11 protein-coding genes are annotated in these 13,837 nt (G+C 40.1%); 7 read left to right on the top strand and 4 right to left on the bottom strand.

Going from position 1 to position 13,837, the window contains the following annotated elements; translation table 11 throughout:
• Positions 1–33 precede the first annotated feature (33 nt).
• The gene (gene recJ / locus C3K47_RS02255) at positions 34–1,725 is read right to left on the bottom strand and encodes a single-stranded-DNA-specific exonuclease RecJ (protein WP_103787517.1); all 1,692 of its coding nucleotides are present in this window, start codon (positions 1,723–1,725) and stop codon (positions 34–36) included.
• A gap of 328 nt (positions 1,726–2,053) precedes the next feature.
• On the opposite strand from recJ, the gene pheS reads away from it, so the two are divergent.
• Together pheS and C3K47_RS02245 are read left to right on the top strand one after the other, a co-directional pair.
• A complete protein-coding gene (gene pheS / locus C3K47_RS02250) occupies positions 2,054–3,091 on the top strand; it encodes a phenylalanine--tRNA ligase subunit alpha (protein ID WP_103787516.1) in 1,038 nt (345 codons plus the stop codon).
• Positions 3,092–3,104: 13 nt separating this feature from the next.
• Positions 3,105–3,689 carry a TetR/AcrR family transcriptional regulator gene (locus C3K47_RS02245; RefSeq protein WP_103787443.1) on the top strand — a complete coding sequence of 195 codons (585 nt, stop codon included), beginning with the start codon at positions 3,105–3,107 and terminating at the stop codon, positions 3,687–3,689.
• Positions 3,690–3,988: 299 nt separating this feature from the next.
• Here the strand turns inward: C3K47_RS02245 and C3K47_RS02235 are convergent, their stop codons facing one another.
• Positions 3,989–4,801: a carcinine hydrolase/isopenicillin-N N-acyltransferase family protein gene (locus tag C3K47_RS02235; RefSeq protein ID WP_103787441.1), complete on the bottom strand. Its 813-nt coding sequence runs from the start codon at positions 4,799–4,801 to the stop codon at positions 3,989–3,991.
• 108 nt (positions 4,802–4,909) lie between these two features.
• Between C3K47_RS02235 and rlmD the strand changes: the two genes are divergently transcribed.
• The 4 genes from rlmD (at position 4,910) to pepT (ending at position 8,690) form a co-directional block, all read left to right on the top strand.
• Positions 4,910–6,319: a 23S rRNA (uracil(1939)-C(5))-methyltransferase RlmD gene (gene rlmD, locus C3K47_RS02230; protein WP_103787440.1), complete on the top strand. Its 1,410-nt coding sequence runs from the start codon at positions 4,910–4,912 to the stop codon at positions 6,317–6,319.
• A 70-nt stretch (positions 6,320–6,389) separates the two neighbouring features.
• Entirely contained in the window at positions 6,390–6,761 is a 372-nt protein-coding gene (locus C3K47_RS02225) for a hypothetical protein (protein ID WP_103787439.1), read from the top strand.
• Between the two features lie 53 nt (positions 6,762–6,814).
• Complete coding sequence (locus tag C3K47_RS02220; RefSeq protein WP_103787438.1) at positions 6,815–7,321, top strand: phosphoribosyltransferase family protein; 507 nt, start codon at positions 6,815–6,817, stop codon at positions 7,319–7,321.
• A 124-nt stretch (positions 7,322–7,445) separates the two neighbouring features.
• Entirely contained in the window at positions 7,446–8,690 is a 1,245-nt protein-coding gene (gene pepT, locus C3K47_RS02215) for a peptidase T (protein WP_207765220.1), read from the top strand.
• A 79-nt stretch (positions 8,691–8,769) separates the two neighbouring features.
• On the opposite strand, the gene C3K47_RS02210 is transcribed toward pepT, so the two are convergent.
• Both C3K47_RS02210 and recQ read right to left on the bottom strand, forming a co-directional pair.
• Positions 8,770–10,407, bottom strand: coding sequence for a hypothetical protein (locus tag C3K47_RS02210; protein WP_103787436.1), 1,638 nt, complete (start codon positions 10,405–10,407; stop codon positions 8,770–8,772).
• Between the two features lie 73 nt (positions 10,408–10,480).
• Positions 10,481–12,607, bottom strand: coding sequence for a DNA helicase RecQ (gene recQ / locus C3K47_RS02205; protein WP_103787435.1), 2,127 nt, complete (start codon positions 12,605–12,607; stop codon positions 10,481–10,483).
• A 193-nt stretch (positions 12,608–12,800) separates the two neighbouring features.
• On the opposite strand from recQ, the gene C3K47_RS02200 reads away from it, so the two are divergent.
• Positions 12,801–13,778: a c-type cytochrome gene (locus tag C3K47_RS02200; protein WP_103787434.1), complete on the top strand. Its 978-nt coding sequence runs from the start codon at positions 12,801–12,803 to the stop codon at positions 13,776–13,778.
• The last annotated feature ends 59 nt before the right edge of the window (positions 13,779–13,837 follow it).

Genomic DNA, 13,837 nt, shown 5'->3' with positions numbered 1-13,837 from the left:
AGTTGTGCAGCAGATTGATATTGCTGCAGTTTGTTATTTAATATCCTTTACATTCAACTGAATGGTGGTTTTCCCATTCCAGGTATTTTCTTCAATGGTAAAGCAAACATCAAACGGAATTCCTTTTCTTATACGCTGATAATGCACGCCTAAATTAAAGCCGATACAATCAAACTTATATCCCTCCGACTGATAAACGTTAAATTTAAGATGGTTATTTCCTACGATCTGAACATCGGTGCTATAAACATTGCGTACAGCAAAAACAGGTTTCATGTTTCCGGGACCAAAAGGAGCAAATTGTTTAATTATCCGCAACAATTTTGGTGATATTTCCGAAAGTTTGATGTATTCATCGATCTCAATTTCCTGAGAAAGAGAACGCTCTTCAATAGTAGAAGCAACTATGTTTTCGAACTTATCAATAAATGCCTGCACCTTATCGAGGCTGATCGTTAATCCGGCAGCGTATTTATGTCCTCCGTATTGTTCCAGCAAATCGCTACAAGCGCCAATTGCCTCGTGAATATCAAAACCATTAACTGAGCGTGCTGAACCTGTGGCTTTACCGTTCGACTCGGTTAGGATAATAGTAGGCCGGTAATACTTTTCTATTAAGCGTGAAGCAACAATCCCGATCACTCCCTTATGCCAGTTTGGCGAAAACAGCACTGTAGATCTGCGATTTTGCAGTGATGGATTATTGTCTATCATTGCTAATGCTTCACCGGTTATACTGTTGTCGAATTCCTTACGTTCGGCATTTTTAAGATTTACAATTTGTCCTTTTTCGGTAGCCAGTTCTGAGTTGCCCGAGATCAGCAAATGCACAGCATGCTTGGCATCATCAATTCGCCCCGCGGCATTTATCCTCGGACCAATTTGAAAAACGATATCGGTAATAGTCAGTTCTTCCTTTTGGGCCGAAAGATCGATCAACGCCTTTAAACCTTCACATGGATTTTCGTTCAGGCGTTTCAAGCCAAAGAAAGCCAGTGTGCGATTTTCGCCGGTGATCGGAACAATGTCAGAAGCGATACTTACCGCCACCAGGTCAAGATAATCCTCCAGGTAGCTGAAGGGAAGGTTATTTTTTTCGGCAAATGCCTGAATCAATTTAAAACCAATACCACAACCCGAAAGTTCCTTATATGGATATTCGCAATCCTTCCTTTTGGGGTCGAGTACAGCCACCGCTGCAGGAATTTCATCTCCCGGCAAGTGGTGATCACAAATAATAAAATCGATCCCGCGTTCAGTGGCATATTCAACCTTGTCGATCGATTTAATCCCGCAGTCAAGCGCAATGATCAAACTAAAGCCATTTTCTTGTGCGTGATCAATGCCTTGAAAGGAAACACCATAGCCCTCTTTGTAACGATCAGGGATGTAATAATTGAGATGGTTGTAGAATTTTTTGAAGAAACTATAGACCAACGAAACAGAAGTAGTTCCATCAACATCATAATCGCCATAAACCAAAATTTTCTCCTGATTTTTAATGGCTTGTTCAATTCTGATGATGGCCTTTTCCATGTCCATCATCAAAAAAGGGTCGTGCAGGTGATTTATATCCGGCCTAAAGAAGCTTTTTGCGTCTTCAAAAGTATTGATATCGCGCTTTTGAAGTAATTTGGCAATAACCGGTGAAACATTCAGTTCCTGTTCCAGCAAGTCAACAACTTCATTATTATATTCCGAATGTGTAATCCACCTTTTGTCCATAGCTGTAATCAATCGGTAAAAATAAGAGTTTTTACCCAATCCGTTTTTCTGTTTCGGGGTACTTTTAAAAATGAATAAAGCTTCAATATGAGTTATTTTACTGAAAAACAGAATGCTGAAAGCTATTTTGTGGAAAAGTATTTTATAAAAAAACTTCCATATCGCCATATAGCTGAGCCTATTTTATGGTATCAGCCTGTCTACTTATACCATTTCTCTGAACACCAAGGCTTTTGCTGCTACGATTATTAATACTCTTTTAGTTTTTGGTTTATTTTATGACTTATTGATTGATACAGGGATGTTTAAAAATTTTATCTTTGCCACCATGCAATCGAAAATTGAGGGTTACATAGCGGAGATCAATGCGTTTACTCCGACAACGGCCGACGAACTGGAACAGTTCCGTATTAAGTTTTTGGGTAGAAAAGGAATTATCGGCGATTTGTTTGAAGAATTTAAACAAACTACCCCTGAAGAGAAACGCGCTTTAGGTAAAGTATTAAATGAATGCAAGCAGGCTGCTGAGGCAAAGATCAATGATTTTAAAGAGCAATTCGAAAATCACCAGCAACAGCAAAGTGGCATTGATTTAACCTTACCAGGTAACCCGGTAAATATCGGTTCGCGCCACCCGATCTCCCTTGTTCGAAAAGAAATTGTAGAGATCTTCTCGCGTATTGGTTTTAATGTGGCTGAAGGTCCGGAAATTGAAGATGACTGGCATAACTTTACCGCACTGAACTTCCCCGAAGAGCACCCTGCCCGCGATATGCAGGATACCTTCTTCATTAAAAAAGATACCGGTTCAGATAAAGGCGATATTGCCTTGCGTACACATACTTCATCGGTTCAGGTTCGTATGATGGAAAACGGTAAACCACCGTTCCGTGCTATTATGCCTGGCCGTGTATTCCGCAACGAAGCCATTTCGGCTCGTGCGCACTGTATATTCCACCAGGTTGAAGGTTTATACATTGATGAAAATGTATCTTTTGCCGACCTTAAACAAACTCTTTATTATTTTGTACAAGAGCTGTACGGCAAAGGAACTGAAGTTCGTTTCCGTCCTTCTTTCTTCCCTTTCACTGAGCCTTCAGCCGAAATGGATGTAACCTGTATGATTTGTGGAGGTGAAGGCTGTAACGTTTGTAAATACAGTGGCTGGGTTGAAATTTTAGGTTGTGGCATGGTTGATCCAAACGTTTTGGAAAACTGCGGTATCGACTCTAAGAAATATACCGGCTTTGCCTTTGGAATGGGTATTGAACGCATTACCATGCTTAAGTACCAAATAAAAGATTTACGACTGTTTTTTGAAAACGACGTTCGTTTCCTTAAACAATTCCAGTCAGAAATTATTTAAGGAACCTATATAGATGGATGTAGATAAAATATCAATTAGTATAAAAAACGCTGCTCAACATCTCTTTCGCCGTTATGGCTACCATAAAACGAGCGTAAATGAGATTGCCGCTAAAGCTAATTTGGCAAAAGCCACCATCTATAAATATTTCGAAAGCAAGGAACTGATTCTCAATGTCATTATTATGGACTATTTAGAGAAGCATATTCAGGAACTTGCCGCATCGGTTGATGTGAATCAGCCAAAATTAAGCACCGAAGAAATTTCAGACCTTATATTAAAGGCCAGCCGATTAACTTATACAGCTTGTAATGAGTTTATCGGCTGGGGCTTTATCCGCGAATCGGCTAACGCCCAGGCCTTTCTTAAAAACCTTTCCAACGAAATTGAAAGCTTGATCATGGACATGGTATTGAAAGTAAGAAACATTCAACCAGGCAGTGATCATGCAAAAAGCATTTATTTTTTGGTCTCGGCCAGTAAAAACATTGTCTTTTCTTTCGCTTTCACTTCAGTTACCGAGGCCGATGTGAAAAAAAACTTCATCATCTTCCGCAATGAAATCCTCCCTTACTTGATCAGGGGAGCCTTTGTATAACCTTTATTACACTACTTAGTGTAACTCCTACACAAATTTTACCTTTATACCGTTTTGGTTTTTGGTATAATTACCCTATTTTTGTTGCATGAATTAAACATTCAAGGTATGAGACGCGAGCTTAAAGACTTCTCGCTAGAACTCGAAAAAAAATTTGAGTTCTACAGCAAACCAAAAAGTGGTTTTTGGCGTTTCATTATTAAAGCTGTTCAAAATTTAAAGTTTCATAGATAAATTGGTTTAGGTTGAGCCCCATTCAGTAGAAATATTGATGGGGTTTTCTTTTATATATCATAAGGTCAATTGAGATAAATAATTTGCTCATTCGTCTGCTTAAAAACATCATTAAGGTTCAGTTTAGTCATTTTTTTATTGTCAAGCTTATAGATCAAGACAAACTCCATATCGCTTATATAAATAAAAGTCGAATATAACGTTCCACCTTCCTTACCATCACTCGCAACCATCTTAGGCTGAACCGCCTTGGCTCCAATATTTCCAACATCTTTAAAACTTATGGGCTGAGCAAGACTTTCCAGCCTTTTGATTTCCTGATCCATCGCCTCGTATCGGCGACAAGGATAATTCCCCTGAGTTGGATCCGATAAAAGGAAATTGGTTACCATCAAATGATCTCCTGAAATTCTGATTATTTTCCGTTCACCATTTACCCATTCAACAACAGCAGCATTACCGGTCTTATCACCAAACAATAAATGTCCGTTGGTTAAGCATATATTTTTTGCTTCGATAAACTTCAAGGCATCCTCCACTGTTTTACAGGTGGCAAGAATTTTATTGCCGGTATTTCCCTTTGGACTTTTGCAGCCTTTAGTATTCTTTTGATCAGGAGTTACTGCACCGTCAAAAAACAAGCCTTCCTGATTTATTCCACCTTGGGCAAAATCATCCCATCCGTACCATAAGCGGGCCAACTCATCTTTCTTTGCCGGCATTATTTTAATATATGGCTTTACATCATACCAATAATCCTCGTTGTTTACGGCATATATCTTTCCGGTACTTTTATCAATAAAATATAAGATTGAACAGGCTTTGGATCCTATGCCCGAAGATATCAATAGCAGCAAAGCAATTAAGTACTTTTTCATTACCGGTGTTTAAATAGCTATTATGAAGTTATTGAAATACCTGCAAACAAACTGCGGGTTTGCTTTAATATTTAACCTCAACCTTAAAAATTGTACTTTTGCAGCCTGATGGCAAAAAAGAAGTTTGAACCCTACATTGCTGAGGGAGTAGAGATTGTAGACATTGCTCATGATGGGCGTGCAATAGGAAAACATGAAGACCGGGTTATCTTCGTTGACAAGGCGGTTCCGGGAGATGTAGTGGATATTAATGTACTATATAGAAAAAAACAGCTTTTTGAAGGTAAAATCAATGTGCTTCATAAAGCTTCTGAATACAGATCGGAACCTTTCTGTTCTCACTTTGGCGTTTGCGGTGGCTGTAAATGGCAGCATTTAAGTTACGAAGCACAACTTAAGTTTAAGCAAAAACAAGTTGTTGATGCTCTTGAACGCATTGGCGGCATTAGCACAAAGCACCTTACTCCTATTTTCGGGTCTGAAAAAACCACCTATTACCGAAATAAAATGGAGTTCACATTTTCTAATAAGCGCTGGCTTACTGAAGAAGATATGATCAACAGGGATGATCTTGAACAATCAGATGCTTTAGGATTTCACGTTCCCTTACGCTTCGATAAGATCATTGATATACAGCATTGCTATTTACAGCAGGAACCTTCAAACGAGATCAGAAATGCTGTAAGAACCTATGCCCTTGAACATAAATTAAGCTTTTATGATTTAAAAGAGCATCAGGGCTTTCTGAGAAACCTGATCATACGCACGGCCAGCACGGGCGAGCTGATGGTTATTGTTGTTTTTGCCGAGCATCAGGAGAAGAAAATAAACGGTTTGATGAAACACCTAAACGAGCTGTTTCCTCAAATTACTTCACTGTTATACATTGTTAACCAAAAACGTAACGATACTATTTTCGACCAGGAAGTGATCACCTTTAACGGGCGCGATCATATTTTTGAAGAAATGGAAGGGATCAAGTTTAAGATCTCTCCTAAATCGTTCTATCAAACTAACTCAGAACAGGCATATCATCTATATAAGATCACCAGAGAATTTGCTGATCTGAAAGGACATGAACTTGTTTATGACCTGTACACAGGAGCCGGAACCATTGCCAATTTTGTGGCCCGTAATGTAAAGCAGGTTGTTGGTGTTGAATACGTGCCTGATGCGATTGAGGACGCTAAAATAAATTCAGCTATCAACGGTATTGAAAACACCCTGTTTTATGCCGGCGATATGAAAGATGTTTTAAACGCTGAATTTATTGCGCAACACGGCAAACCTGATGTGGTGATCACCGATCCGCCAAGGGCAGGTATGCATGCTGATGTGGTGGAACGCATCAATGAAATGGAACCTGAGAAAATTGTTTATGTGAGCTGCAATCCAGCTACACAGGCAAGAGACCTGGCTTTGTTAAAAGAAAAATATGAGGTGGTAAAAATTCAGCCGGTGGATATGTTTCCGCAAACCGTGCATGTTGAAAATGTGGTACTGCTAAAAAGAAAATGATTGAATTAAAGCTGAATTAGATCATTCTATTTTCCAGCATTCATCCATTCTTTCATTCAAAATTATTACGATGGAATTCGAAAACGAACAAAAACCGAAGGGTCCAAGCCCATTAGTTACACTTGAAAAGGACCTGAGTATATATAATGAAGCTATCCATGAGGTGGCTATAGATATTATGGAAGCAAAACTTTCGGACTTTCCGATTTTTGTTGCCCATCAGCATGAGGTTAGTTTGGGACAAACCATATTGAACCGAAATGAGCTAAAAACTTCCTGGAACATTAACGCTTCAACGCTTGAGGAATTTACCGAAAAGAATATCATTGCTAAAGAACGTCAGGAATACTTTGTAAATAACTTTAAAGACCCTAAAACATTTATGTGTTTGTTTGTAGTGGTTCCCGAAGGTGCAAACTTTGTTTTTTATCCTTATAAATAGATAAGTTGCCAATTGTGCTATTAACCTTTATTTTTATTTCTTAAATCGAACACATGAGTGCAAGAATAAAGATTCTCGACAAGAAACAGATCCAACAAAAGATTGACCGCATCGCCTATCAGATTTTGGAAGACAATTTTGAAGAAGCTGAGATTGTGCTGGCAGGTATTGTTCCGCGCGGAAACACACTGGCTGCACGTTTAAAAAAGGTGATTGAAGCAATTAGCAGTATAAAGGTTAAGCTGGTTAATGTCGATCTCGAAAAAACCAGTAGTGCGCTCAATGCTAGCACTGATGTGCCTATTGAACAGTGCGAGAACAAGGTAATTATTGTGGTGGATGATGTTTTGAATACCGGCCGAACCCTGGTTTACGGACTAGGTCTCTTCTTAAATATTCCTACCAAAAAGGTTCGCACGGTAGTACTGGTTGACCGTAGCCATAAGTTGTTCCCTATTCATAATGATTTCGTAGGAATTGAACTTTCTACTGTTGCTCAAGAGCATGTGGATGTGGTTTTAGGGGAGACGGGACAAGAGGATGCCGTGTATTTGGTATAAGCTAAGACATAAGAGTCAAAAATCAATAAAATTCAAAATAATTAAAGAATAAAGAGTGAAGAACAAGTCATTATACCAGGATCTTGCTTCTTGACTCTTTTTTCTTATATCAATTTATACCCTTATGAACAATTATAATTTCACCGTTACCGAACGTTTTATGCGTTATGTGCAGGTTGATACCCAATCTGATCCGCATTCAACGGCCTCTCCTACTACCGAAAAGCAGAAAAACTTAAGCCGAATTTTGGTGGATGAACTGAAAGCCATTGGCATTGATGACGCCCATCTGGATGATTTCGGATATGTGTATGCCACCATTCCGGCTACCACTGATAAAGATGTTCCGGTTTTATGTTTTTGCTCACACGTGGATACGTCGCCAGATTGCAGTGGAGCGGGTGTAAAACCAATTATTCATAAAAATTACCAGGGGCAGGATTTGATCTTACCGGATGACAACAGCCAAATCATAAAAAAAGCCGATCATCCTGACCTTGCCGACCAAATTGGAAACGATATAATTACTGCCAGCGGCACTACCCTATTGGGCGCCGATAATAAAGCCGGCGTAGCGGAAATTATGGATGCGGCGAATTATTTCATCAACCATCCCGAGGTGAAGCATGGCAAAATCCGCATTCTGTTCACACCTGATGAAGAAGTAGGTCGAGGGGTAAATAATGTGGATATGACTAAGCTGGGCGCCGATTTTGGCTATACCATGGACGGAGAAACGTTGGGGTCATTGGAAAATGAAACCTTCTCTGCCGATGGATTAAAGATCACCGTTTATGGAGTAAGTTCACATCCGGGTTTTGCGAAAGGCAAAATGGAAAGCGCCATTAAAATCGCCAGCGAAATTGTGTCAGCGCTTCCAAAAGATCATCTTTCTCCCGAAACCACTGAAGCAAAAGAAGGATTTGTTCACCCGGTAGAAATTGGAGGAAACGTTGAACTAGCTAGTGTCAGCTTTATCATTCGCGACCATATTACGGCTAATCTGGCTAAACATGAAGAGGTGATCAAGCAAATTGCTGATCGGGTAATTGCTAATTATCCTTTTTCGAGATATGAAATTAAAGTGAGCGAGCAATACCGAAACTTTAAAGAAGTGCTTGACCTGCATCCGCAAGTAATTGAAAATGCATTGGAAGGCATCCGCAGAAGCGGTTTAGAGCCTAAATTACAAAGCATCCGTGGAGGAACTGATGGTTCACGCCTTTCGTTCATGGGATTACCTTGCCCGAATGTTTTTGCCGGAGAACATGCTTTTCACTCTAAGCATGAATGGGCCTCGGTTCAGGATATGCAAAAAGCTGTTGAAACGATTGTAAATATTGCCCAGGTTTGGGAAGAACGAGCTTAAATCAATTTGAAGTTTGAGAATTTGAAGATTTGAGCCCGCTCTTATTTTCAAATTCTCAAACTTTTCCTTTTTCAACCTATCAAACTGCTGCCAGTTTTTTCATTTCTTCCATTTCATCCGGGATCATTTTCCAGATAACTTCTACCAATTTTTCATCCGGATACGTAATGGCCAGATCTTCGATATATCCAAAGGCTTCCTGCGAAGTTTCCTTTGCGGCCGATTTATTTATTTCAGCCGCTATCAATTTTGCCTTTGCGATAGCATCTTCCTTAATTTTCTTACCTGATATTCTCTTAAAATCAATAGCTTCCAGGGCAATCCTAATGGCCATAGGCACACCGGCATCAGGCAAAACGGCTAAACTGCGTGCTGTTGCATCAAGGGTTTCTTGTTTAAAGATCTTGTCTTTTGTTTTAAGGTACTTGCCAATAAAGGCAGCAGAAAAGTAATTTGAAATTTGAAAATCGTTGTTGAGCTCAGGGCGGTTTTTCTTCCAAAGATGATAGAGTTCATCGTAGTGCCAGTTAACATAGAGTAACTGGGCCATATTCCGAATAGCCGCCTGCATTTGGGTTTTATCAGGTAAATTCAATAACGAATCCAATAAAACATCCAGCTGAGCGAGCGTTGGTTTCTGTCCTTTGGTAATTGCCGAAACAACCTCTTCTACATTTACAGCATTAGCGGTGCCATCAGGGGCCGTTGGTGTGATACCGGTAGCTTTGATATGGGCATCAAATTTAGCTTTCAGCGCCTTCATTTCATCCGGTGCCAGTTGATACAGCAATTCAACATACTTTTTAGAATAGCGCTTATCTTTACTTATGTCGATATAATTGTACGTTTCATAAGCCATTACATTTAAGGTACCGCTTGATATGCGACGGAGCAGTTTTATCGCATTCGTTTTTTCCATTTCCTTTTCTGATTCAACATAACTTCTCTCGTAATCGATCATATAAATGATAAGTCTTACGGCCATAGGAATACCATAGTCAAAAACTATTTCGTTGGCTCTATCACAGGCAAGCAGGCATAACTCTTTATTTCTTGGCACTGTGTTTTCGATATATAAACCCATGTAGGCAATAGCAATGTTTGCACAGGTCGAATCACTAAACTTTATCCTTTCGTTATATTTCATCCAAATTTTGTCGAGGCTTTCGTACTGGCTTTGGCTGAAATGAAAAGGCACCAATCGGTCAATTATATAGGCGGCAAGTATATCATCACCCAGGTGCATCGCTTCATCAACAAGGGCCATGGTTTCTTCAATTTTAGGATATTTGGGTTTTTCATTGTCCTCGGCGTTTCTTCTTACTTCATCCAAATTAAGCCTTAAAGTGAACAGCTGATAAAGGCGGTCTAACCGTGCTGAAAGTGTTTCAAACTGTTCTTTAAACCTCTCAGAGGTGAGCATATCTATCTTCTTTTCAATGCCACGTGTAAGGTATTTATCAAATTCTTTAATACCGAAATAACCCAAAACCGTAACCACACCGCCAATAATGAGCAGCCATTTAGAAAGCTCCCCTTTAAACTGGTCACTGACTTCTTCACTTACTCTTTTCTTGAATTCCTCCTGTTCTTCAATTCTTCTTTCGAGATTTTTGATGGCTGATGTTTGGGCGCTGTCAACTGTTTTTTGTTGAGCAAATAATAAGTGGCTGCAGCTAACGATCGCAACAACTAATATCCAACGGAGCGATTTCATAGAGAGCGATAGATTGGTGTAGCTTAAATTTAAGCAAAAACGATGAATATGAAGCTATTACAACTAAGTAGCGTTAGTTATTCTTTTCGATCCATGCCAATGCCAACCTGATCTTATAATGCGGCAATGCACCTTGCAGAAATTCAAAGTAATCTTTTAAAGCCTCACTCTTGCCAATAGCCTTTTGTGCCATTTGTATTTTTTCTATTTCTTCGGATGAAACGAATTTCATCAGGTCGATCTTTTCACCGATCAGGTACAGCTGGGCAATATGTGAAAAAACCGTTTGAACATTCATTTTTCGGATAAACGCTATTCTTTCCGGTGAAAGATTCTGCTGTAATAAATACAAGGTTTCTTTAAAGGTGTTTCCTTTTGAAGAGCCCGACTTAGATCCACGGTTAATATGCAAGGTAATTAACTCCATGAACCGCTGGCCATATTTCTCCAGTTTTCGCTGTCCTACTCCTTGTATCGTTAAAAACGCTGCTTCGGATTGAGGCTTTTCGGCCACCATTCGTTCTAACGTTGCGTCGTTGAAAATGGCATAAGCAGGCACATCCTCCCTCTCAGCAAATTCGCGTCGTAAACGGCGCAGATCGTCAAACAGTTTCTCATCCGAAGTTTGTACTGGCATCCGTTCCTGCTCTTCCATGGAAACCACTTTGGTTTTCTTAGGCTCTCTAACCACCGGATATACCAGATCGGCTGTTTTCTTTCCGAATAAGATCTCTTTACCCAAACCGGTAATTTTCAGGCTAAAGCCTTCGTCATAAGCCATCTCCAGAATGCCCTGATTAAGCATTTGCATGATAAACTGTTGCCAGTGGTTAACGCTCAGGTCACTGCCGGCTCCATAAGTTTTTATCTTGTCAAACCCTTTAGCGATCAATTCCGCTTTGTGCGAACCACGCAGCACATCGATCAGCATATTGGTTGCTACAGGCTCATTGATCCGCGCCAATGCAGAAAGCGCTTTTTGAACCAATAAAGTGCCATTAAAATGTTTTCGCGGATTGTGGCATACATCACAATTACCACAGTTTTGCTCCAGACTTTCACCAAAATAATTGATCAGAATTTTCCTCCGGCATATATCTGCTTCGGCAAATTGCTGCATGCGCTTTAACTTTTCCAGATTGATCTCACGCTGCTGGCCTTGCTCAGCAAACTGGGTCAGTAAAACCAGATCACCCAAGCTATAATACAAGATGGTTTCACTCTTTAATCCATCCCTTCCCGCGCGACCGATCTCCTGGTAATAACTTTCGATATTTTTTGGCAGATTGTAATGGATCACCCAGCGGACGTTAGATTTGTCGATACCCATGCCGAAAGCAACCGTTGCACATACCACACCAACACGATCATTTATAAAATCATCCTGTACACTGTTACGTTCCTCGGCACTTAAACCGGCGTGATAAGCTGCCGAATTTATACCGTGATTCAACAGCTTCTCGGCAAGCTCTTCCGTGATTTTTCTGCTCAGGCAATAAATAATGCCCGATTGCTGTTTGCGATTTTTAATAAACGTGATGATCTCGCTATCCTTTTCACGGCTTTTTAACCCACTTTTCACATCCAAACTTAGATTGGGGCGATCGAAAGAAGCCACAAAAGTTTTAGGTTCTTTTAAACTCAGTTGCCTGATTATATCCCGCCGGGTAACATTGTCGGCGGTAGCGGTAAGGGCTATAACCGGCACCTCTGGGAAACGATTCTTAATGCCGCTTAGCTGTGTGTATTCGGGCCTAAAATCATGACCCCATGAAGAAATGCAATGTGCCTCATCAATTGCGAACAACTTTACATTAAACCTTCCGAGCATGGCTAAACTGCCTTTAAGCTTTTCGGGAGACAGGTACAACAAGCTGATCGTATTGGAAATGCACTTTTCAACGATGACTTCCTCTTCTTCAAACGTAAGGCTACTATTTAAAAAAGCAGCTTCAATTCCATTCATCCTGAGTGCATCCACCTGGTCTTTCATCAACGAAATTAAAGGAGAGACTACCACGCATAAACCACCCAATACCAAAGCCGGCACCTGAAAGCAAATGGATTTACCTCCACCTGTGGGCATCAAAACTAAGGTGTCATTTTTAGAAAGAATGGATGAAATAATTTCACTTTGAAGGGGTCGGAACTCATCATAACCAAAGTGTTTTTTAAGCACAATACGCGCAGCATCAATCATGGTACAAAAATGAGAATTTAGGTAGAACAAATCGGGGTAGAACTCCCAATTAATATAGCAAAAAGGAACGAAATCCACCGCTTCAAATCAACACCTATAACAAACAGAATTTTAGCTATTTAAATCGAAAAAAGTTTGCAAAGCATTCTTTAAATAGTATTTTCATTATTTATAATTATAAAAATCAATCTAGATGAAAAAAGTTTTTAAGGTCCTGGGGTATATACTCCTGTTTATTGTAATTGTGGTAGTAGGGTTAGGAGTATATGTTAAGACGGCATTTCCAAATGTGGGCCCGGCTCGTGAAATGAAAGTGGAGCTTACGCCTGAGCGCATTAAACGTGGCGAGTATTTGGCGAATTCGGTAACGGTTTGTATGGATTGTCACAGCAAGCGTGATTGGACCAAGTTTTCAGGCCCTATTACTCCGGGCACGCTGGGTCAGGGTGGTGATGAGTTTAACCAGAAAATGGGATTCCCGGGAGTTTATTTTGCAGCCAATATTACCCCTGCCGGCATTGGCGACTGGACCGATGGGGAGATCTTTAGAGCAATTACCGAAGGTGTTCGAAAAAACGGAAAACCTATTTTCCCTGTGATGCCACATGCCAGCTACGGTAAATTAGATGAAGAGGATATAAAATCAGTGATCGCTTACATTAGAACATTACCGTCTATCGAAAATGCAGTTACTGAATCACAATCGGATTTCCCGATGAACTTTATCATCAATACAATACCTGCAAAAGCGAACCTGCAAAAAATGCCTGTACCAACTGACACTGTTAACTATGGAAAATACATGGTAACCGCTGCTGCTTGTTTCGACTGTCATACGCAGGTTGACAAAGGCGAATTCCTTAAAGGGATGGATTTTGGCGGAGGACGTTCATTTGAAATGCCAGGCGGCGTTTTATCGTCGGCAAACATTAGTCCCGATGTTAAAACGGGTATTGGCAGCTGGAGCCAGGAGCAATTTTTAAATAAGTTTAAAACGTATCGCGATAGCAGTATTTATACTAAAACTGTTGCTCCAGCAGATTTTAATTCACTTATGCCATGGTCGATGTACGCGCAAATGAAAGACGAAGACCTTAAAGCGATTTATGCGTATTTGCGGACGGTAAAACCGGTTAGCAATGCGGTTGAGAAATTCAAACCCAAAAATTAAACCAAGCAAGGTATGTTTTCTGTTTGGGGGCAAACTATTTGCTCCTGAACAGAACTCAT

Origin of the sequence: Solitalea longa (assembly GCF_002920915.1) — a bacterium.
Lineage (GTDB): Bacteria > Bacteroidota > Bacteroidia > Sphingobacteriales > Sphingobacteriaceae > Solitalea > Solitalea longa.
Note: the sequence above shows the minus strand (reverse complement) of the source record. Positions and strands in the feature narration are given on the sequence as shown.